The organism is Leifsonia sp. GW821-FHT13C09 (assembly GCF_058806435.1).
In genome coordinates this window covers 1-19,872 of record NZ_JBXAPS010000012.1, presented here as the reverse complement: position 1 = coordinate 19,872, position 19,872 = coordinate 1, and the positions used below count along the sequence as shown (strand labels likewise).

The 19,872-nt window shown below is 66.8% G+C and carries 18 protein-coding genes; 12 read left to right on the top strand and 6 right to left on the bottom strand.

The window, feature by feature from the left end; all coding sequences use genetic code 11:
* Positions 1–6 precede the first annotated feature (6 nt).
* From AC1ROW_RS20650 to AC1ROW_RS20620, 7 genes are all read left to right on the top strand, one after another.
* On the top strand, positions 7–1,515 hold the full coding sequence (locus tag AC1ROW_RS20650; protein ID WP_493021382.1) for a GMC family oxidoreductase: 1,509 nt from the start codon (positions 7–9) through the stop codon (positions 1,513–1,515).
* Positions 1,512–2,987 (top strand): aldehyde dehydrogenase family protein, encoded by a 1,476-nt coding sequence (locus AC1ROW_RS20645; RefSeq protein ID WP_493021380.1) that lies wholly within the window; start codon positions 1,512–1,514, stop codon positions 2,985–2,987. Before AC1ROW_RS20650 ends, AC1ROW_RS20645 begins: the two co-directional genes overlap by 4 nt.
* A gap of 38 nt (positions 2,988–3,025) precedes the next feature.
* A complete protein-coding gene (locus AC1ROW_RS20640) occupies positions 3,026–3,901 on the top strand; it encodes an EamA family transporter (protein ID WP_493021378.1) in 876 nt (291 codons plus the stop codon).
* 156 nt (positions 3,902–4,057) lie between these two features.
* Positions 4,058–4,891 carry an amino acid ABC transporter ATP-binding protein gene (locus tag AC1ROW_RS20635; protein WP_493021376.1) on the top strand — a complete coding sequence of 278 codons (834 nt, stop codon included), beginning with the start codon at positions 4,058–4,060 and terminating at the stop codon, positions 4,889–4,891.
* A complete protein-coding gene (locus tag AC1ROW_RS20630; RefSeq protein ID WP_493021374.1) occupies positions 4,888–5,544 on the top strand; it encodes an amino acid ABC transporter permease in 657 nt (218 codons plus the stop codon). The genes AC1ROW_RS20635 and AC1ROW_RS20630 overlap by 4 nt, the downstream gene beginning before the upstream one ends.
* The gene (locus AC1ROW_RS20625) at positions 5,537–6,235 is read left to right on the top strand and encodes an amino acid ABC transporter permease (RefSeq protein ID WP_493021372.1); all 699 of its coding nucleotides are present in this window, start codon (positions 5,537–5,539) and stop codon (positions 6,233–6,235) included. Before AC1ROW_RS20630 ends, AC1ROW_RS20625 begins: the two co-directional genes overlap by 8 nt.
* Complete coding sequence (locus tag AC1ROW_RS20620; RefSeq protein ID WP_493021370.1) at positions 6,232–7,083, top strand: substrate-binding periplasmic protein; 852 nt, start codon at positions 6,232–6,234, stop codon at positions 7,081–7,083. The genes AC1ROW_RS20625 and AC1ROW_RS20620 overlap by 4 nt, the downstream gene beginning before the upstream one ends.
* A 164-nt stretch (positions 7,084–7,247) precedes the next feature.
* On the opposite strand, the gene AC1ROW_RS20615 is transcribed toward AC1ROW_RS20620, so the two are convergent.
* The 3 genes from AC1ROW_RS20615 to AC1ROW_RS20605 form a co-directional block, all read right to left on the bottom strand.
* Complete coding sequence (locus AC1ROW_RS20615; RefSeq protein WP_493021368.1) at positions 7,248–7,940, bottom strand: ABC transporter ATP-binding protein; 693 nt, start codon at positions 7,938–7,940, stop codon at positions 7,248–7,250.
* Entirely contained in the window at positions 7,937–9,070 is a 1,134-nt protein-coding gene (locus tag AC1ROW_RS20610) for an ABC transporter permease (protein ID WP_493021366.1), read from the bottom strand. The genes AC1ROW_RS20615 and AC1ROW_RS20610 overlap by 4 nt, the downstream gene beginning before the upstream one ends.
* A gap of 82 nt (positions 9,071–9,152) precedes the next feature.
* Positions 9,153–9,737, bottom strand: a complete 585-nt coding sequence (locus AC1ROW_RS20605; protein WP_493021364.1) for a TetR/AcrR family transcriptional regulator — start codon at positions 9,735–9,737, stop codon at positions 9,153–9,155.
* A gap of 66 nt (positions 9,738–9,803) precedes the next feature.
* Here AC1ROW_RS20605 and AC1ROW_RS20600 point away from each other — a divergent pair, with 66 nt between their 5' ends.
* Positions 9,804–11,438, top strand: a complete 1,635-nt coding sequence (locus AC1ROW_RS20600; RefSeq protein WP_493021362.1) for a DHA2 family efflux MFS transporter permease subunit — start codon at positions 9,804–9,806, stop codon at positions 11,436–11,438.
* 191 nt (positions 11,439–11,629) lie between these two features.
* On the opposite strand, the gene AC1ROW_RS20595 is transcribed toward AC1ROW_RS20600, so the two are convergent.
* Positions 11,630–12,457, bottom strand: coding sequence for a BtpA/SgcQ family protein (locus AC1ROW_RS20595; RefSeq protein WP_493021360.1), 828 nt, complete (start codon positions 12,455–12,457; stop codon positions 11,630–11,632).
* A gap of 122 nt (positions 12,458–12,579) precedes the next feature.
* On the opposite strand from AC1ROW_RS20595, the gene AC1ROW_RS20590 reads away from it, so the two are divergent.
* From AC1ROW_RS20590 to AC1ROW_RS20575, 4 genes are all read left to right on the top strand, one after another.
* The gene (locus AC1ROW_RS20590) at positions 12,580–13,371 is read left to right on the top strand and encodes a DeoR/GlpR family DNA-binding transcription regulator (protein WP_493021358.1); all 792 of its coding nucleotides are present in this window, start codon (positions 12,580–12,582) and stop codon (positions 13,369–13,371) included.
* Positions 13,371–14,855 (top strand): FGGY-family carbohydrate kinase, encoded by a 1,485-nt coding sequence (locus AC1ROW_RS20585; protein WP_493021356.1) that lies wholly within the window; start codon positions 13,371–13,373, stop codon positions 14,853–14,855. The genes AC1ROW_RS20590 and AC1ROW_RS20585 overlap by 1 nt, the downstream gene beginning before the upstream one ends.
* Complete coding sequence (locus AC1ROW_RS20580; protein ID WP_493021354.1) at positions 14,852–15,700, top strand: SDR family NAD(P)-dependent oxidoreductase; 849 nt, start codon at positions 14,852–14,854, stop codon at positions 15,698–15,700. Before AC1ROW_RS20585 ends, AC1ROW_RS20580 begins: the two co-directional genes overlap by 4 nt.
* A 77-nt stretch (positions 15,701–15,777) precedes the next feature.
* Positions 15,778–17,331 (top strand): amino acid permease, encoded by a 1,554-nt coding sequence (locus tag AC1ROW_RS20575; protein ID WP_493021352.1) that lies wholly within the window; start codon positions 15,778–15,780, stop codon positions 17,329–17,331.
* A gap of 116 nt (positions 17,332–17,447) precedes the next feature.
* Here AC1ROW_RS20575 and AC1ROW_RS20570 read toward each other — a convergent pair whose 3' ends face one another.
* Entirely contained in the window at positions 17,448–18,059 is a 612-nt protein-coding gene (locus AC1ROW_RS20570; protein ID WP_493021350.1) for a DUF1349 domain-containing protein, read from the bottom strand.
* A 658-nt stretch (positions 18,060–18,717) separates the two neighbouring features.
* Complete coding sequence (locus AC1ROW_RS20565) at positions 18,718–19,746, bottom strand: LacI family DNA-binding transcriptional regulator (protein ID WP_493021348.1); 1,029 nt, start codon at positions 19,744–19,746, stop codon at positions 18,718–18,720.
* Between the last annotated feature and the right edge of the window lie 126 nt (positions 19,747–19,872).

Below are 19,872 nucleotides of genomic sequence, written 5' to 3'. Positions count from 1 at the left end.
GCAGCCATGAGTTCGACTGAACGCGCCGAATACGACTATCTGATCGTCGGAGGCGGCAGTGCCGGTGCGGTCCTCGCCCGGCGCCTCGCAGACGATCCCGCCGTCGACGTCCTCCTGATCGAGGGCGGCCCGGCGTACGAAGACGACCCGAAAGTGGTCTACCTCGGTGAATCCCTGGGCCTGACCGGCGATCCGAAGTACGACTACGACTACCCTCTGGTCGAACAGGAGCGCGGCAATTCGCTGCTGCGCATCAGCCGCGCGAAGATGCTCGGCGGGTGCAGCTCCCACAACGACGCCTGGGCGCTCCGGGCGCCGGACGCCGACATGGACCGCTGGGAGGCGCTCGGCGCGGCTGGCTGGAACGCCGCGAGCACCGCCCCCTACTTCGAACGGGTCCTCTCGGACATGCGCGTCCACCCCGTGGCGAAGACGGCGGCCCTGTCCAACGCGGTCGTCGACGCGGCGGCCGAGCTGAACATCCCGGAGATCGACAACACCGCCGGTGAATACGGCGAGGGGATCTCGTGGGTCTCCATGAACGAGCACGAGGGCAAACGCTTCTCGACCGCCCAGGCGTACCTGTTCCCGTCGGCTGAGCTTCCCGCCAACCTGCATCTTCAGCTCGAGACGTTGGCGACGAAGATCCTCTTCGACGGCGACAGGGCGATCGGTGTGGAGACCGACCACGGCTCCTTCTTCTCCCGTCGAGAAGTGATCGTCAGTGCGGGCGCCATCGACACCCCCAAGCTGCTGATGCTGTCCGGTATCGGACCCGCGGAACACCTGGAGACGCACGGCATCGCGGTCAAGGTCGACCTCCCCGGCGTCGGCTCGAACCTCCAGGACCACATCGAGACCCCGGTCACCTGGGAGATCTCGAAGGACCCGGGAGAGAGCATCAACGGGCTCGACCTCGGCGTGTACGCGTCGCTCGGCGGCGACGAGGACTTCGACACGCAGTTCACGGTCGGCCACCTCAACTACTGGCTGGACGCGCCGCCCTTCACCGACCTCGTGCATGCCGACCGCGCGCTCACCCTGGCACCCAATGTCGCCCGGCCGGCCAGTCGTGGCACCGTGCGTCTCGCATCCGCCGACTACCGGGACAAGCCGCTCGTCGACCCGCGCTATTTCACCGACGACCAGGACGCCGACGAGGCGAAACTCGTCGCGGGCATCAAGGTCGCGCGTAGGTTCGCCGGCACGGCCGCATTGAGGGACTGGATCGTCCGGGAGATCGTGCCGGGTCCCGAGTATCAGAGCGACGAGGAGCTCGGTGCTCACGCCCGGAAGTATTCGAACACCGTCTACCACCCGATGTGCACCGCGAAGATGGGCGACCCCGACGATCCGGACGTGGTCGTCGACGAGCGACTCCGGGTCAAGGGGGTGAACGGACTCCGGGTCGTCGACGGTTCCGTGATGCCGGAGATCGTTCGCGTGAACCCGAACATGACCATCATCATGATCGGCATGCGGGCCGCGGATCTGGTGAGGGAGGACAACGCATGAGCATCACGCAGACCACCATTCCCGCTCTCGGGCACGTGATCGGTGGCAGACGGACCGGGGTCGCCGCCGAGAGGGAATCGATCGAGGTCTTCGACCCCAGCACGGGAGTCCCCATCGCGACGCTCCCGATCGCCACCGCCGTGGACGTGGACGAGGCAGTGGCGGCGGCAAGGGCGGCGTCGACCTCCTGGCGGCGCTCCACCCCCGCTGTGCGTGCTGCGGCGCTGTCCGCCATCGCCGATGCGATCGACGCGCATTCCGATCGCTTCGCGTATCTCGAGTCGCTCGATGTCGGAAAACCGATCACGAACGCGAAGGCGGAGATCGCCGGCATCTCGGACACCTTCCGCTATTATGCGGCGGCGGCGCGCACGAGCCACGGGACCGGGACAGGCACCTTCGCCGAGGGCCTCCATTCACGCGTCGAGCGGGAACCGATCGGCGTCGTGGGTCTGATCACCCCGTGGAACTATCCGCTGCTCGAGGCGGTCTGGAAGCTGGGGCCCGCGCTGGCGGCCGGCAACACGGTCGTGCTCAAACCGTCTGAGCTGACACCTCTGACCACCGTCACCTTGTTCGAGCTCATGGCGGAGATCCTGCCGGAAGGTGTCGCAAACCTCGTCCTCGGCGACGCGACGACCGGACGGGCGATCGTCGACCATCCAGCCGTCAGGATGGTGTCTCTCACCGGCGATGTCGGCACCGGGGTCGCCGTGGCGACCGGTGCGGCGGTCACATTGAAGCGCGTCCATCTGGAGCTCGGCGGGAAGTCGCCGGTCGTCGTACTCGACGATGTCGATGTCGACGCGACGGCGCAGTATCTCGCCGCCGCCGGATTCGTCAACTCGGGCCAGGACTGCACGGCGGCGTGCCGTCTCATCGTCCACGATGCTGTCTTCGACGAATTCCTCGAGCGCTACGTCGCGCACGCGCGGGCCATCGTCGTCGGGTCGGCCCTCGACGAGGCCACCACGATGGGCCCGCTCGTCTCCCGCAGGCAACGCGACCGGGTTGCCGGATTCGTGGAGCGGGCGACGGCCGATGGCGCCCGGGTCGTCTTCGGTGGGCACGAGCTCGATCGCCCGGGCTACTTCTTCGAACCGACGCTCCTCACCGACGTGAGCCAGTCCTCGGAAATCATCCAGCGCGAGGTGTTCGGCCCCGTCGTCACGGTGCAGCGCGCGGCCTCCGCCGACCAGGCGCTCGAGTGGGCCAACGACGTCCCCTACGGTCTCTCGGCAAGCGTGTGGACGGACGACATCAACGCGGCCCAGCGCTTCAGCCGCGAACTCGATTTCGGCACGGTCTGGATCAACACCCACCTGTGGACGGTCCCGGAGATGCCGTTCGGAGGCTTCGACGGGTCCGGATACGGCAAGGAGCTCTCCGGAATGTCGATCGACGACTACTCCCGCTACAAGCATGTGATGCTCCAGGAAAAAGCGGTGATGGCAGCCGAACCATTCAGATGATTCCACGATTCGGCTCCGGCGCCGCTGCTGGAGCCGCAATGATCGTCGCGGCGTGCGCGATTATCCAGGGCGGTGCCGCCCTGGCCGTCCCGCTGGTCGCGACGTTCGGTTCCGAGGCCACCGCAGCTCTGCGCCTTGCACTGGCTGGACTGGTGCTCGTCGCGCTCTACGGGCCGAAGCCCTGGAGGTGGGGCTTCCGCGCCGGGTGTTCGGTGGTTCTTTTCGGTGTCGCGGTCGCTGGGATGAACGGGTTCTTCTACGCGGCGATCTCGCGCATTCCGCTCGGCCTGACCGTGACGATCGAGTTCGTCGGTCCGCTCGCTGTCGCCGCTGTAGCGACGAAGCGGCTCAAGGACCTGCTCTGGGTGCTCCTGGCGGCGGCCGCTGTCGTCGTTCTCGGGCTCGACGGCATGGGTCTGAACGGTGCGCCTCTCGACCTTCTCGGAGTGTTCTTCGCGGTGGCAGCGGGATCATGCTGGGCCGCTTACATCATCGTGGGCCGGCGCATCAGCACCCGTATCCCCGGCCACGGCGCTCTTGCCGCCGGAACCTGCGCCGGCGCCCTGGTGCTGGCGCCCTTCAGCATCGGCCGGTCCGTCGCGCTCCTGGCGGAGCCGTCGGCGGTCGTCACGATTCTGGGTGTGGCTGTCCTCGGGACGGTGATTCCCTACAGTCTGCAGTTCTCGGCGATGCGCAGGCTGAGTTCGCGATCGTACGGTGTGCTCGCCAGCCTCGAGCCCGTCATTGCGGCGATCGTCGGCTGGGTCTTCCTCGCTCAGTCGCTGACGTGGATGCAAACAGTCGCCATCGCGGTCGTGGTGGCGGCTTCGCTCGCGGCAACCGTCGGTGAGCCACGGCGCACACCGGGGGCACGGGAAACGCCTCCGAGGCGCGTGAACGAGGGTTCTTGGTAATCGGCCGAAAGCAGGCCGGAATTATCGGACATCGTCCGAGATACGCGGGCCTTCCGGGCATTTTACGATCGCAAAACGAGATCAACGCAGATCGATGACAGGTCGGCAACCGGTCCGCCGGCGGTGCACATCGGCACCGCATTGAGGGAGACGCTCATGACACCACTCGACGACACCACGCCTCTTGGCGAGGACGAGTCGACCGCGACCGCCGCCATCCGGAGCATTCCGCGCGGCAAGACCCTGATCGAGGCGGACGACATCGAGGTCCAGTTCTCGGGAGTCACGGTCCTCAAGGGAGTCACGCTCGCTGTGGATCGCGGCGAGGTCGTCGCGATCATCGGGCCCAGCGGATCAGGCAAGAGCACGCTGCTGCGCTGTTTCAACCTCTTGCAGGTCCCTGACGCAGGGCGGATCGCGATCGGCGACACACAGGTCTTCTCCGGAGACGGATCCCAGGTTCGCAGCCGAGACCTCATGCTGCTGCGCCGAAAGGTCGGTATGTGCTTCCAGTCCTTCAACTTGTTCCCCCACCTGACGGCGCTCGAGAACGTGATGCTCGCTCAGACGCGGGCGCTCGGTCGGTCGAAGGCCGAAGCCAGAGAACGCGGCATCAGCCTCCTCGAGCGCGTCGGCCTGGGGTCGCGCGCCGACGCGAAGCCAGCTCAGCTCTCCGGAGGCCAACAGCAGCGCGTCGCCATCGCTCGCGCGCTCGCCCTCGACCCGGAGGTCATGCTGTTCGACGAGCCGACGTCGGCCCTGGACCCGGAACTCGGCGTCGAAGTGCTTGCTGTCATGCGGGAGCTCGCAGACGAGGGCATGACGATGCTCGTCGTCACGCACGAGATGCATTTCGCCGAAGACGTCGCCGATCGGGTCGTGTTCATGGCCGACGGACGTATCGTCGAAGAAGGTTCCCCGGCGAAGATCATCCGCGACCCGGACCACGCACGGACCCGCCAGTTCTTCAGTGCGGTGATCGATCGATGACCTTCCTCGGCTACGTCTCCGCTCTGCTCTCGGGCATCGGAACGACACTGACGCTGACGGCCGCCAGTTTCCTGCTCGGCGCGGTGATCGCTCTTCCGGTATCCATCGCGCGAGTATCGCGTTTTCCGTCGCTGCGATTCCTCGCGGGCTCGTACATCGAAGTCGTTCGTGGCATCCCGCCGATCGCGTGGCTGTTCGTCCTCTTCTTCGGGTTGAACCAGTTCGGTCTTCGGCCTTCCAGCTTCGCGGCGGCGGTCGTGGGGCTGGGCCTGATCTCCGGGGGCTACCTGGCTGAGATCTACCGGGCGGGTCTCAATGCCGTGCCGGCCGGTCAGCGAGAAGCCGCGGCCGCTCTGTCCATCGGCTCCACAGCCGCCTTCCGCACGGTGATCGCCCCCCAGGCCACGATGACGTCGCTGCCGCTTGCGATCGCGTACTTCATCGGCCTGCTCAAGGACAGCGCGGTCGCCTCGGTCATCGGCGTTCAGGACATCACGACGATCGCCCTGGGTCTGAGCCGGCGATCGCTGGATGCGCTCACCATCTTCGCCGCCGCCGGTCTGGTCTACCTCATCATCAGCATCCCCGTCGGCATGTTCGGCCGCTGGGCGGGGGACGCGATCGCGAGGAAGTGGGGTGCCGGACGTGCATGATGACAATTGGTGGTCGTGGTTGCTGGACCTCATGCCGGGGCTGCTCGTCAGCGTCGAGCTCACCGGAGCGCTTCTGCTCATCGGCCTACCGTTGGGCACCATCTTCGCCCTCGGCCTGGGCAGCCGCAGCCGCGCTCTCCGTTACACCGTCACCTCGATCGTGGAGATCTCTCGAGGGATCCCCGCCCTGGTCCTGCTCTATCTCGTGTATTTCGGCCTGCCTCAGGTGCACCTCGGCATCGACGCGTTCACCTCCGCCTCACTCGCTCTCGGGCTGAGCTTCGCCGCCTACTCCTGCGCGGCCATCAGGTCGGGGCTGGATGCCGTGCCACCGGGGCAACGTGAGGCTGCTCGGGCGCTGGGTCTTCCCGCTGCCGACGAGTTCTTCCGAGTCGTCCTTCCGCAGGCGGCGAGAATCGTGGCGCCACCTCTGCTCGGCTGGGCGATCATCTACTTCCAGGCCACGTCCCTGGCCTTCGCGATCGCCGTGCCGGAGCTGCTCAGCCGCGCATACACCCTCGCCGTGCAGAACTTTCAATACTTCTCGCTGCTGGGTCTTGCCGCGCTGGTCTATGCGGCGATCTCCATTCCCGCCTCGCTCTTCTCCGACTACCTCGCCAACCGTCGTACTGTCCGCGCCCGAATCAGCCGAACCAAGCACCACCTCGTCACAACCCAGGAGAGATCATGAAACACAGCACATCCCGAGCAGTGGCCGCCCTCATCGGTGCCAGCGTCAGCGTCCTCATCCTCGCGGGCTGCGCCAGCGGCAGCTCCGGATCCACCGCTGATACGAAATGCACCCCGAAAAGCACGTTCAGCACCCTCAACTCGGGCTCGCTCACGATCGCAGGTCCGGACTACCCGCCGCTGTTCACATACACCGACAACAAGATGGGCGGCGTCGATGGTGACATCCTCGCGAGTTTTGCGGCCGCCAACTGCTTGACGACCACGGTGAACGTGCTTCCGGCCGCGAGCGTCATCCAAGCCGTTTCCGGTGGTCAGGCAGACGTCGCAGCCGGTGGCTGGTACCGGACCGCCGCGCGGGCGAAGGTCGTGGGTCAGACCCAGCCGGACTACTCCGACCCCGCGGTCCTCGTCGGCATCCACCCCACGAAGGACATCGGGGACTACAAGGGCAAGACCATCGGCACGACTCAGGGGTACCTGTGGTCCGACGACATGGTCAAGTGGGGAGGCGACAACGTCAAGCTGTACCAGTCGCCCGACGCCGTCTTCCAGGACCTGATGAATGGGCGGATCGACGTCGCGCTGATGGCCGTCAACGAGGCCGCCTACCGTCTGAAGCAGAACCCGGGCACCAAGCTCTCCTACACGACTATCGTGCCGTTCGCCCCGGTGCCCGCAACCAGCACTCCGTCCGTGACGAACTTCCCGTTCGCGAAGTCGAACACGAAGCTCGGCGCCGCGCTGGACGCCTACATCACGGAGCTGCGCAGCACGGGAAAGCTCGCCACGATCCTCGAGAAGTACGGGATCGACAAGAGCGCCGCGAACCCGACCGCTCAGAAGTGAGTGCGAACAGGGAGCGCTAGGTACGACAGCAGACCGGGAGCCGGCCGCCTTGGAGGGCGGTCGGCTCCTTCCATGTGAGCCGGAGTGACCCGACTAGCCCTCGGCTTGGCCCTGACAGTCGTCGCGATCGGCCTGCGCTCTCGCTGATTCCGGCTGGAGGGGCCTCAGGCGGTGGGGACGAGTTCTTGGAGACGGCCGTCGGTCATTTCGAGGATTCGGTCGCAGTAGCCGAGCACGTCGCGGTCGTGGGTGACCATGATGACGGCGACGCCGGATGCGTGGGCGCGCTCGGCGAGGAGCTGGACGACCTCGTGGCTCCGGGTGCGGTCGAGGGCGGCGGTGGGCTCGTCGACCAGCAGCAGGGTCGGGTCGTTGACCAGCGCCCGGGCAATGCCGACGCGCTGCCGCTCGCCGCCGGAGAGCTGCGCGGGTCGGTTCTTGGCGCGGTGCCTCATGCCTACCGCGCCGAGCAGCCGCGAAGGGTCCGCGTCCCGATTGCCCGCAAGTCGCGCGGTGAGGCGCAGCTGGTCGGTGGCAGTCAAAGCGGGCAGCAGGTTGCCGGCCTGGAAGACGAAACCGATCGTCGAGAGACGGAACCGGGCCGCAGCGCCCTTCCTCAGCGCTGTGATGTCGGTGCCGTGGACCCGCACCGTGCCGCTGTCCGGCTTGCCGAGCGCACCGGCGATCGCCAGAAGGGACGACTTGCCCGAGCCGGAGGGGCCGACGATCGCAACGAATTCTCCGGGGTGGACGGTGAGCGAAACATCGTCGAGCGCGGTGACCCGTGCGTCGCCGTCGCCGAGCTCGAGGCGTGCGCCCACGATCTCCAGGGCGGGGGTGCTGGTGTGAGCGGTCATCGCTGGCCTCCGAGGGCGTTGATCGGGTCGACTCTGGAAATGCGGAGCACAGCGATTCCGGCTCCGATGACGCCGAGGATGATGGTGAGTGCGGAGGCGAGCGCGATCGGGCCGGCCTCCAGGTCGAAGGGCATGGCGGAGGGCATGAGTGCGCCCATTCCGACGCCGGCTGCGACGCCGATGGCGGTGAAGCCGACCAGGAGAATCACGCCCTGGGTGAGGCTGTCGCGCAGGAGGTAGCCAGTTGAGGCGCCGACGGCGCGCAGCACGGCGATCTCGTGGATGGTCCACACGGTGAAGAACGCGCCGACGACGAGCGCGCAGATCGCGTAGAGGAAGACCTGGATCATCGTCAGCGTCATCGTCTCGGCCTCGTAGCCAGGGGAGGCGTTGAACGCTGCGGTGCGGGTCATCGTCATGGTACCGGCAGCCTTGTCGATCGCGGTGAAGTCCGGGGCGACGGCGTCTTTCGCTTTGACGGCGACGACGCTGGAGTAGTTGTAGTTCACTGCGTCGATGGTGGCTTGCGTCGGTGCGCCGGGCGGGGCGGTGTTCGAGGCGATCAGCCGCCACGTATCGATGGGCAGGTAGGCGACGTCCACGTGCCCGAACGTCGACTGGCCTTCAGTGAAGCCGACGACCGTCAGCTCCACGTTCGTCCGGTCGAGCTTCACTCGCGTGCCGAGTTCGATGCCCGCGTCTTTCGCCGTCTCCGACACCACGATGCCCGCCGGCCCGGACAGACGGCTTCCGCTGGAGACAGCGGGGGAGAGGAAGCCGCGCGACTCGACCCCGAACAGCGTGAGGTCCACTTGCTTCTTCGCGTCGGTGACGCCGTTGACGATGCTGACGCCCAGCGGCTCGGCCTTGGCGATGCCGTCGGCGTTCTGCCACGCGTTCAGTTGTTCGCGGTCGACCAACGACCGGCTGAAGGCGTTGTCGGTGATGGTGCCTTTGTCGAAGGCGAACGCCGTGGCCGGCATGGACTTCAAGCCGGAGACACCGTCATTGACGAGGCCAGAGGAGAGGCCGGACAGCAGCAGGACGAGCACCGCGATCAGCGCGATCACGATGCCCATCAGCGTGAAGCGGCCTCGAGCGAACCGGAGTTCGCGCAGAGCGAGGAACATGACACGTCCTTGAGGAGAGAGATGACATACCGACAGTGCGTCGGTAAGTTACCGACAGTCTGTCACCAAACTTCGCTCGATCTCAAATCGGGGTGTCGGAGGGCAGTCCCTTCACGAGAAGATCGGCGATCAGTGCCGTCACGGCGTCCGGATCGGTACCGTGCGTGACGAGCTGGACCCCAGCATTCAGTAGCCCTTGGACCAGGATGGCGTGGTTCTCGGCGTCGCCCACCCCGGCCTCCCGGAGCAGTGCGGCGACGGGGTCGAGGAGCGTGGTGTGCAGGGCCATGATGTCCTCGTACCTGCTCGGCGAGAGTTCGGCCTGCTGGAGGGTGGCGGCGATGTCATGCTTGCCGTCTGCGGTCATGCGCATCGTCGCCTCGACATAGGCGCGGAGGCGATCGGACGCTGGGACAGCGCTCAGGGCCTCGTCGATCTCGGCCGACCAGCGGTCGAAGGAGGCGAGCGCCACCGCGGTCAGAATGTCGTCGCGGGAACTGAAGTACTCGTAGAAGCTCGAGCGGGCCAGCCCCGCGCGCTCGGCGACCGCCCGCGGGGTGACCCCGGCCAGGCCGACCTCGACCAGGAGCTGTTCGGTCGCGGCCAGCAGTGCCGCGCGCTGCGCGGCGCGGTGCTCGGCGACGGTCGGAGCGGAGATCTTCGGCATCCGGCAATTATCCTCCCTGTGCCGATGTTCGATCATGCCGACACTGTGTCGGTATAGTATGACGCCATGTCATCACGCACCCGCTGGTTCGGGCTGCTGTTCATCAGCATCGCCGTCTCGCGCATCATCGTCGACAGCACGATCGTCAACGTGGCGATCCCCTCGATCGTCGACGACCTGAAGATCAACTCAACCCAGGTCCAGTGGGTGCAGGAGTCGTACACCCTTGTCTTCGCTGCGCTCCTCATCCTCTTCGGCACCCTCGCCGACCGCATCGGCCGCCGCAGGCTCCTGATCATCGGCCTGGCGGTGTTCACCGCGGCCTCGATTCTGGCGGGATTCTCCACCAGCGGGGAGCTGCTCATCGGGGCTCGCGTCGCGCAGGGCATCGGGGGCGCCATGGTGCTACCCACCACGCTGTCTCTGATCAATGCGACCTTCCGAGGACGCGAGCGCGCGATCGCGTTCGCGATCTGGGGCTCGACGATCGGCGGGATGGCGGCTATCGGCCCGCTGCTCGGCGGCTGGCTGACTACCGACTTCTCGTGGCGGCTGGCGTTCGGGGTGAACGTCCCCTTCGGCATCGCCGTGATCATCGGCGCGTATTTCACCGTGACGGAGTCGGCCTCCTCGGAGCGGACGCGGTTCGACGTCGTCGGCGCGGTCTTCTCCGTCATCGCGACCGGATCGCTGGTCTACGGTCTCATCGAGGGGCGGGAGCTGGGCTGGTGGGCCACGAACGGCACGATCGAGCTCGGCTCGTGGACGTGGCCGTTGGCTATTTCGCCGACGCCGTTCTTCTTCCTGGTGGCGGCGCTTGCGCTGATCTCATTCATCGAATGGGAACGCGGCCGCACCAAGCGCGGCAAGGCGACCATGCTGCCGCTCGAGCTCTTCTCGATCGCGTCGTTCCGCAACGGCAACATCGTCGCGATGATCATCAGCCTCGGGGAGCTCGGCTTGCTGTTCATCCTGCCGCTCTGGCTCCAGAACGTGCTGCGCTACGACGCATTGCAGACCGGGCTCATCCTGCTGGCGCTCGCCATCGGCTCCTTCCTCGCCAGCGGAGCGGCGAGCGAGCTGTCACGCCGCCTCTCGCCGGTCGCCATCCTGCGGCTGGGTGTCGCGCTCGAGCTGATCGCGCTGCTGCTGCTGGGCGTCCTGCTGCCCAGCGACCTGGGATGGCTCGCGATCGCCGCCATCCTCTTCGTGTACGGCCTCGGTCTCGGGCTCGCGAGTGCGCAGATCACGAACGTGGTGCTCGCCGACGTCCCCGTGGAAGAGAGCGGCCGCGCATCGGGGACGCAGAGCACCTCACGGCAGGTCGGCTCCGCGCTCGGCGTCGCGGTGCTCGGAACACTGCTGTTCAGCTCGCTCAATGCACACCTGAGCGACGGGCTGGCCGCTCTCGATCCCGCGGAGCGGACACGGGTCGTCTCCGCGGTCACCGACAGTGCCGGCGCGGCGATCCCCGGACTCCTCGACCACGGGCCGACCGCTGCGATCGGCCGCATCGCGGCGGACGCTTTCACCGGGGCCGCAGCGACGGCCGCGTTCGCCGCCGCGACCTTCCTGGCCGGCGCACTCGTCGCCTCCCTCTTCTTCGGGAAGGCGCAGGTGCAGCGTGGGGTGGTCGGCACCGGCGACGCTCCCGAAGACCCGGCGGACGTCGCCGTCGGTGGCGCCAATCTGCCGAGCTGAAGGCCCGGCACGTCCAGGCAGTGGCGATCACCAGGTGGTGGCGGTTGGCGCCCCCAACCGCCGGGACACCCCGGATGTCGCCGCCTTCGTGGGTGCGCACCAAGCGGTTCGACGTCAGGGTCGTCGCCATGGAGTGCGGAGACCCCGGACCCCGGTGGCGGGTTCCGGGGTCTCCCCTCGGGTGCGGCCTTCTAAGAACGCACGGCCGTCGGCTGGCGGACTTCCGCGACCGCTTGCATGAGTTCACGCACGCGCGGCTCCGAGGCGCGGTTCTCGAACACACCGTCGTGTTTGAAGTAGGTGCCCACGATGGCGCCGTCGGCGATCGCCAGCTGAGTCGCAGCATTCTCCGCGCGCACGCCCGTGTTCACGAAGACGGGAACGTCGCCTGCGGCACGCTTGACCGTCTCGAGTGTCGCAATGTCTGTCGCCGCGCCTGCGGTGGGTCCGGACACGCAAATGCCATCGGGCAGGGTGGCGAACACCGTTGTCTTGGTGATGGATGTGAGGTCGCGGTCGGTGAGGTAGCTCGCCGACTCTGGGACGATGTTGAACAACAGCTTGACGTGGTCGGCGTCGATCCGGTGCCGGTGACGTGCTACTTCGCCGATGTTGGTGTTCCAGAGTCCGAAGTCGCTGGCGTAGACACCTGTGAAGATCTCGCGCACCCACTGCGCTCCCGTGGCCATTGCCAGGTCGATCGAGGCGCGACCGTCCCACAGCACGTTGACGCCGTACGGGATCGCGATATCTGGCAGCAACTCCGCGATGATGCGCGCCATCGAGATGGCCGTCAGCGGTTCGGTCTTGGTCAGGTACGGCAGACTGAACTCGTTCGAGACCATGACGCCGTCGACCCCGCCGCTCTGCAGAGCGTCGAGCTCCTCTTTCGCCCGATCGACGATCGCGCGGATGCCCGCCTTGCTGTCGTAACCGGGATCTCCCGGCAGGGCAGCCAAGTGCAGCATCGCGATAACGGGCTTGGGAACCGGGAAAAGTTCCTCAATCCAGTTGGCCATCTCGTCCCTCTCATTCGTCCTTAGTGTGAATTCTGAACATATCATGCAGTAAATCACGAGAATCTGCCACATAGTTGTCGCCATCTTGTGAAGCATTCACATCGTGTGTGATGATGACGCTCATGAAAGCAACCGAGCGCCGCGCACTGATCGAAGCGCGCATCCTTGCGGCCGGGGAGGTCGACTTCGCGTCCCTCGCCGACGAGTTCGATGTGTCGGAAATGACGATCCGCCGCGACGTGGACACGCTGGAAGAGCGCGACGTGGTCCGTCGCGTGGCGGGCGGGGCGATCGCGTACGCGGGTCGCGCGACTGAGCCGAGCTTCTCGGCGCGCGCTCTGTCTGCCGCCAGAGAGAAGACGCACATCGCCGAAGCGGTGGTCGGTCAGCTGCGCAAGGGCGAGACGGTGATCCTCGACAGCGGGAGCACGGCACTCGCGGTGGCGCGAGCCGTTGCGGGAAGAGACCTTCAGCTAACGGTCGTGACACCCAGCATCCTCGTCGCGATGGAACTGGCAGACGAGCCGGACACCACGGTGCTTCTGCTCGGAGGCGAAGTGAGGCCGAAGGAGCTCAGCCTCATCGGACCGGAGACGCAGCGCAGCCTCGCCGGTTACAACTGCGACACCTATGTGATGGGCGTCGGCGGCCTCGCCAGCACCGGCGCGACCGAGTACCACCGAGGTGAGAGCGCAGTGAAAGAGATCGCCATCTCCTCGGCGGAGCGAGTGATCGCCGCTGTCGATGCCAGCAAGCTCGGCCAGGTGCGCCTCGTCCGGGTGTGCGGACTCGACGCGATCGACACGATCGTGTCTGACGGTGGACACGACGACACGACGCTGCTCGCCGCCGAAGAACGCGGCATCGCGGTCATCCATGTTGCGGCACCAGCCGCGCTCCAGAAGGACATCTGATGCGCAAGCGCTACACCATCGGAATCGACATCGGGACCACGGGGACCAAGACCGCTCTGCTGGATCTCGACGGCCGGATCGCGGCGGTCGCGTCGAGGTCCGTCGCCCTCCACTCGCCCAGGGTGGGCGCTGCTGAGGCGGACCCTGCCCGGTGGGTGTCGAACATCCACGAATCCGTGCGCGAGGTCCTCGCGCAGGCTGGGGTCCACTCCGGCGAGGTCCTCGCCCTCTCGACGTCGGGAATGGTCCCGGCGGTGATCGCACTGGACGCGGAATCGCGTCCCATCCGGTTCGCGATGCTTCAGAACGACTCGCGCGCCACCGCTGAAGTCCGCGAAGTCGCAGGGGCGACAGAGTCGGCCGACGTCCTCGCCAAGTCGGGATCGTCGATCACGCAGCAGTCCGTCGGACCCAAGGCGCTCTGGCTGCGCCGCAACGAGCCGGACGCGTGGCGGAACACACGCACTCTCGTCGGATCGTACGATTACGCCCTCATCGCGCTCGGCGCCGAGCCGCACGTCGAGCAGAACTGGGCGATCGAGTCCGGGCTCTTCACGATCGGTGGCGAACCCATTCCCGAGGTGCTCGCCGCGTCGGGCGTCGAAGTGGGCCAGCTCCCTCGGATCCTCCGGCCGGGAGAGCGAGCCGGAGGGCTTTCCGCTGCAGCAGCCGAAGCAACGGGACTGCCTGTGGGCACGCCGCTCATCGTCGGCGGGGCAGACCACGTGCTCTCGGCGTATGCCGCGGGCATCGCGGAACCCGGCGATTGGCTGATCAAGCTCGGAGGCGCCGGTGACATCCTCGCCGCATCGAACGAGATGAAGATCGACGAGCGACTATACCTGGATGCTCACCCCGTTCCCGGGCGCTGGCTGCCGAACGGCTGCATGGCGACGAGCGGAAGCCTGATCCGCTGGTACCAGACCCTCATCGGCGACGTCGACGTAGCCACACTGGAGCGCGAGGCGACCGATCGAGAGCCCGCTGACCTCCTCTGCCTGCCGTACTTCCTGGGCGAGAAGAGCCCGCTCCACGACCCCGACCTGCGCGGTACCTTCGCCGGCCTGCACCTGGGTCACACGCGTGGCGACCTCTATCGAGCGGTCCTGGAGGCCATCGCCTTCGGGTTCCGACACCACACCGAGGTCTTCCGGGAGCTGGGCATCCCCCTCCAGCGGGCGTTGATCACCAACGGCGGCAGCAAATCGACGCTCTGGAAGCAGATCCACTCCGAGGTGCTGGGCACGGAGGTCTACCCGATCATCGACCATCCCGGCGCATCCCTCGGAGCCGCGATCCTCGCAGGGATCGGAGCCGGAGCCATCGACGCGACCGAGCCCATCACCAGGTTCTCCCAGGTGGGAGAACCTGTCGTGCCAGACCCCGAGAAGGTCCGCCGCTACGACGAGGCATACCCCCTCTGGCGTGAGCTCGGCGATTCCGTCGAGCACATCTCCCACCGGCTGGCACGCAGGGCGCGTTGAACGCGACGGGCTCGCCGCCTGGACGAAGCAGCACCGAACACATAATCCCGTTCCTTGGAGGACCAATGAGCAACACCCGAACTGTCGTCGTCACCGGTGCCGGATCCGGCATCGGCCGTGCGATCGCCACCACCCTCGCCACCCGGGGGTGGCAGGTCGTCGTCTCGGACATCGACCTGACGGCGGCGAACCGAACGGCCGAGGCGCTTCCCGCCGATGCCGGACAGGCGCACGAAGCGGCTCGTCTCAATGTCACCGACGCCGACCAGGCCCGCGCGGTGGCGGACGACATCGCCGACCGTCTCGGCCTGGACGCCTGGGTCAACAACGCCGGCATCTCGTACATGCAGCGTTTTCTCGAGATCCCGCTCGAGCGCTATGACAAAACACTCGACATCAACCTCAAGGGTGTCTTCGTCTGTGCTCAGGCGGCCGCCCGCGCGATGGTGCGCGTAGGTAGCGCGGGCCGGATCGTCAACACGGCGTCGATGGCCGGCAAGCAGGGGCGTGTCCCCTTCCTTTCCGACTACGTGGCCTCGAAGTTCGGCGTCGTCGGACTCACCCAGGCGATCGCCTTCGAGCTCGCGGAATACGGGATCACCGTGAACAGTGTCTGTCCGGGCTATGTCGCGACACCGATGCAGTCGCGCGAACTCGAATGGGAGGCGACGCTCCGCGGCACCACGATCGAGGCGGTTCGCGACCTGTACATCCAGGACACGCCTCTTCGCCGACTCGAGCAGCCGGAGGATGTCGCGAAAGTGGTCGCCTTCCTCCTCTCCGACGACGCGTCCTTCATCACCGGCGAGGCCATCGCTGTGAACGGCGGCGCGTACATGGACTGACCGAGCCACGCGGAAAGAAGAGCAGCACACCAGCCCCATCAATCCAAGAATCCAGAACCGAACCCTCGGAGGGATCAATGACGATCGGCAACACACCACAAGACAACGGACTCTCGATGGAGGCCGTCGTCGATAGTGATATCCAGTCCGGCGACGACCGGGAACTCGCGCAATTCGGTTACAAAGAGCAGCTGAGCCGCTCCGTGGGCGGGTTCTCCTCCTTCGCCCTGGCCTTCTCGATGATCAGTGTCATCACCACGGTCTTCACCCTCTTCGCGCAGCCCTTCCAGACCGTCGGGGGCGCAGCGATCTGGTTGTGGATCCCGGTGATCGGCGGAGTGCTTCTGCTCGCTCTGGTCTACGGGCACCTCGTCGTCCGCATGCCGCTGACCGGATACGCGTATCAATGGGCCAGCAGGCTCGTCGGCCTGCGGTACGGATGGTTCGCGGGCTACAACGCGTTCCTCTGCCAATTCATCGGGTCCGCCGGCATCGCGGTCGCACTGGCGACGGTCTTCGCGCCGGACTTCTGGCCGCACCCGACGCAGGGCGACGTCATCCTGCTCGCCACCATCGCCGTGACCGCCGCCGTTGTGATCAACATCGTGTCGATCGCGCTGACCGCGCGGATCAACAACATCGGCGCGATCGTCGAGCTCACCGGCGTCGTCCTCCTCGTGGTCGGCCTCGGTCTGGGGGTGTTCTTCTTCCGCGGCATCCAGGGCCCCGCCGTCTTGTTCCAGGTCGGCTCGTCCGTGCACAGCCCGGTCGATCTCGTCGCGATCGCGACCGCTCTCCTGCTTCCGGTCTGGACCATCGGCGGCTGGGAGGGTTCAGCGGACCTCGCGGAGGAGACCAAGGACCCGCGCAGAACCGCACCACGTTCCATGATCCGCGCCGTCTCCGTGAGCGGCGCCGCCGGGTTCCTCATGTACGCGGTGTTCGCTATGGCGATCCAGGGTGACATCGGTCACGTCGTCAACTCCGACTCCACAAACCCCATGGTGGCGATCGTGCAGAGCCACTTCGGCATCGCGGCAGCCTGGGTCGTCCAGGGGATCGCGTTCGTCTCGATGTTCTCGTGCCTCCTGGCGAACGTGACGGTCGCGGCCCGAACGAGCTTCTCGCTGGCGCGCGACAACATGCTGCCCTTCTCGCGCCTGCTCTCTGCAGTCGGCTCTCGCACCCAGACGCCGATCTACTCGCTGATCTTCGTCGGCCTCGTCGCAATCGGAGTCAACTTCCTGTCTGCGGGTATCGCCACCGAGGTGACGGGTATGGTCTCCGTCGTGCTCTATGTGACCTACGGAATGACTCTCGTCGCCACGATCATCGGCGCGCGGCGCAACCGCATTCCGGATGCGCCCGCGCAGTACTTCGGTCTCGGGAAATGGTTGCTCCCGCTGTGCGTCATCGGAACGGTGTGGGCGGTGGTCATCATCCTGTGCATGACGGTTCCGATCAGCTCGTGGACCGTCGCAGCGTACACGGCCGGATTCGAGCTCGCAGCCGTCCTGTGGTTCTTCCTCGTGCTTCGTCGCCGGATGAACCGAGGGACCGCGGGCCCCAACCTCTCCTACGAGGCGGGTGAGCCCCTGCGAGAAGGTGGGAGCAGCTGGCAGGTCCTCTGAGTTGAGGCCGCGGGAACGCGTCCGGTGCAACTGAAGACCATGCGAGGTGGGGTCGGCGCAGCCGCCCCCACCTCGCATGCGTGTACCGGGCCATCCAGCTGACTCTTGTCCGGACGTCAGGACCCGTCACGGACATCCCCGAGCGCTGTGGGTGAAAGGCGGATGTGCTCGAACGAACCGCGCGTACCGTCTCCTGTCGGCGATTGGATGGCACAGCCCAGGAAGACGCGGTCTGCCGGTCGGGCTCCGAGCTGAAAAACGCGCACGAGGTCCCAGTCGGTGCCGTCTGCGGAGCTGTGAAGCGCGAACGCGGACCCTGCCCGGGCGATACGCATCCAAGAGGACGGTTGATCCAGGTAGGCGCCGTTCGCGTCATCGGAAGTACCGCGCGTCACGACCGACACCACGCGTGCCCTTCCTTGCGGGTCGCGCTCCAGGCACACCTTGAACCACAGCGACTCGCTGACCCAGCCCAGCAGGATTGCCGAGTCGAACCGGGAACGCAGGTCCACGCTCGCCTGCGCCGAAAAAAGGAAATTCGGTTCGGACACCCACGCTCCCACACCCCGGAGGCGGCTCACTGTTCCCCCAGACCACGGATCGACGAAGAGATCGTCTCCGGGATCGGCAAGCAATGCGACCGCTCCTTCGCCCACACTCTCGGAGTCGTCCACGAGCAACGCCGGAGTTGCCCCCGGGCCAAGGGTGAAGGGATGCAACCGGCTCATCGGGGCCTCTCTCGCTCTCGCTGGTCAGTGTAGGCGAGAGGCGCCGAAATGTGCTCTGACCGCCTTTCCTCCGCTATCGCTGTATGCGATCCAGGGCTCTACGAAGTTCGGCGTCCACCGTGTTCGCTTCCGCCGCCGTGACGCCTCGATCATCGCGAAGCCGTTCCGATCCTGGACAGCGGTCGCCACCCGCGTTGAAATGGATCGACATTCGACCGTCCGCGAGAACGAGATGGCTCTCGCCGCAGGAGCGGCATTCCTGGAAGCTGAAGATCGGAGCCATACAGCGACGGTACCGGCGTTGTGTTTCCTGCGGATTGCAGCGGTCGAACGGCTCGTGACGGTTGTGATCAGCTGTGCGTAAACAGACCCACGCACGTAATTCGGCGGCAACACGGCCGAGGTAGCGTCCTCGCATGGGGACCTACTTCACGCTTGTGACGTGCGACTATTGCGGGCAGTCACGGCCCGTTCTCGAAGATGGGCGCATCGTGACGCACAGTCTGCCCCGGGGAGAATCCTGCCCTGGTTCGAGCGTCGAAGCGGACGAGGACGTGTCGCCTGCCAAGCGCTCAGCGATCGAGTTCGCCCTGCGCGCAAGCGTCGGTCGGCTGCGGGCGCCGTGGCTGCGAGGCCGCAGCGGTTCCTGGGGAGTGCGTTAGCGCGCGCTCGCGTCGATCTCCCCGGAACCTCGTTCGATCAGGCTGACCGGCACGGCGTAGGATCGCGCAGGCTCGTCGTCCCCGTCGAGGCGGAGGAAGACGCGTTCCGCGGCGATCCGGCCGATAGCGTTGGGATCCTGGCGGACGACGGTGAGACCGGGGACCAGAAGGTCGGCGAGGTCGATGTCGTCGAAGCCGATGAGAGCGACGGTGTTCTGCCTCCCCGAGCGGTGCAGCTGCCGGGTGGCGCCGCCCGTGATGATGTTCTGCGAGGAGAAGATCGCCGTGGGCGGCTCCTCCTCGGCGAGGAGTGCCGCGACAGCCGACTCGGCCGCAGCCGCGTTCGTGAGGCCTTCGACGATTCGCACGTGGGTCGTGGGAATCCCCGCCCGCCCGAGCTCTTCGAGGAAGCCGCGCTTGCGTTCGTGCATCGTCTGGATGGCGGGGTGGTCGCCGAGGAACGCGATTCGTCGATGGCCGTGCTCGATGAGGTGGCGGGTCGCCAGCGCTGCGCCTTCCGCGTTCGCGCTCGTCACGGTGTCGGCCTCCAGGCCCATCGGTGCCCGGTCGATGAAGACGACCGGTGTTCCCCGGCCGACCGCCGAGACGAGGTACGCCTGGCTGGCGCGAACGGTGGTGAGGATGATGGCGTCGACCCGCCTGCGGAGGAAGGCCGAGACGGCGAGCTCTTCGCGCCGGGGGTCCTCATCCAGGCTTGCGGCTAGCACCGCGGTCGAATGCTCGGCGGCGACATCGGCGATCGCTCGATGCATCGCCGCGGCGAACGGGTTCGCCACGTCGCTCAACAGCAGCCCGATGGTGTTCGTTCGGCCGCCGGCCCTGCGGAGGTTTCCGGCTTGCAGGTCGGGGTAGTAGTCGAGCTGCGACACCGCGTTGAGCACACGCGCCGAGGTGGCAGCGCTGACGTTCGGCTCGTTGTTGAGGACTCGGCTGACCGTCTTCGTCCCGACACCCGCGAGCAGCGCGACATCGCGAATGGTCGGGCGTCGTGCGGGTTCCGTCACCGTCTTCGCCTTTCTGAGGTCCTGGCGGAAACGACTCTACTGGCGACGACGGTGGTGGGGGGGGGGGGGGGGGGGGGGGGGGGGAGGGGGGGGGGGGGGGGGGGGGGGGTGGGTGGGGGGGGGGGG

Coding starts and splice junctions, on each gene's coding strand:
- AC1ROW_RS20650 (WP_493021382.1), top strand. CDS start 7: ATGAGTTCGACTGAACGCGCCGAATACGACTATCTGATCGTCGGAGGC.
- AC1ROW_RS20645 (WP_493021380.1), top strand. CDS start 1,512: ATGAGCATCACGCAGACCACCATTCCCGCTCTCGGGCACGTGATCGGT.
- AC1ROW_RS20640 (WP_493021378.1), top strand. CDS start 3,026: ATGATCGTCGCGGCGTGCGCGATTATCCAGGGCGGTGCCGCCCTGGCC.
- AC1ROW_RS20635 (WP_493021376.1), top strand. CDS start 4,058: ATGACACCACTCGACGACACCACGCCTCTTGGCGAGGACGAGTCGACC.
- AC1ROW_RS20630 (WP_493021374.1), top strand. CDS start 4,888: ATGACCTTCCTCGGCTACGTCTCCGCTCTGCTCTCGGGCATCGGAACG.
- AC1ROW_RS20620 (WP_493021370.1), top strand. CDS start 6,232: ATGAAACACAGCACATCCCGAGCAGTGGCCGCCCTCATCGGTGCCAGC.
- AC1ROW_RS20615 (WP_493021368.1), bottom strand. CDS start 7,940: ATGACCGCTCACACCAGCACCCCCGCCCTGGAGATCGTGGGCGCACGC.
- AC1ROW_RS20610 (WP_493021366.1), bottom strand. CDS start 9,070: ATGTTCCTCGCTCTGCGCGAACTCCGGTTCGCTCGAGGCCGCTTCACG.
- AC1ROW_RS20605 (WP_493021364.1), bottom strand. CDS start 9,737: ATGCCGAAGATCTCCGCTCCGACCGTCGCCGAGCACCGCGCCGCGCAG.
- AC1ROW_RS20600 (WP_493021362.1), top strand. CDS start 9,804: ATGTCATCACGCACCCGCTGGTTCGGGCTGCTGTTCATCAGCATCGCC.
- AC1ROW_RS20595 (WP_493021360.1), bottom strand. CDS start 12,457: ATGGCCAACTGGATTGAGGAACTTTTCCCGGTTCCCAAGCCCGTTATC.
- AC1ROW_RS20590 (WP_493021358.1), top strand. CDS start 12,580: ATGAAAGCAACCGAGCGCCGCGCACTGATCGAAGCGCGCATCCTTGCG.
- AC1ROW_RS20585 (WP_493021356.1), top strand. CDS start 13,371: ATGCGCAAGCGCTACACCATCGGAATCGACATCGGGACCACGGGGACC.
- AC1ROW_RS20575 (WP_493021352.1), top strand. CDS start 15,778: ATGACGATCGGCAACACACCACAAGACAACGGACTCTCGATGGAGGCC.
- AC1ROW_RS20570 (WP_493021350.1), bottom strand. CDS start 18,059: ATGAGCCGGTTGCATCCCTTCACCCTTGGCCCGGGGGCAACTCCGGCG.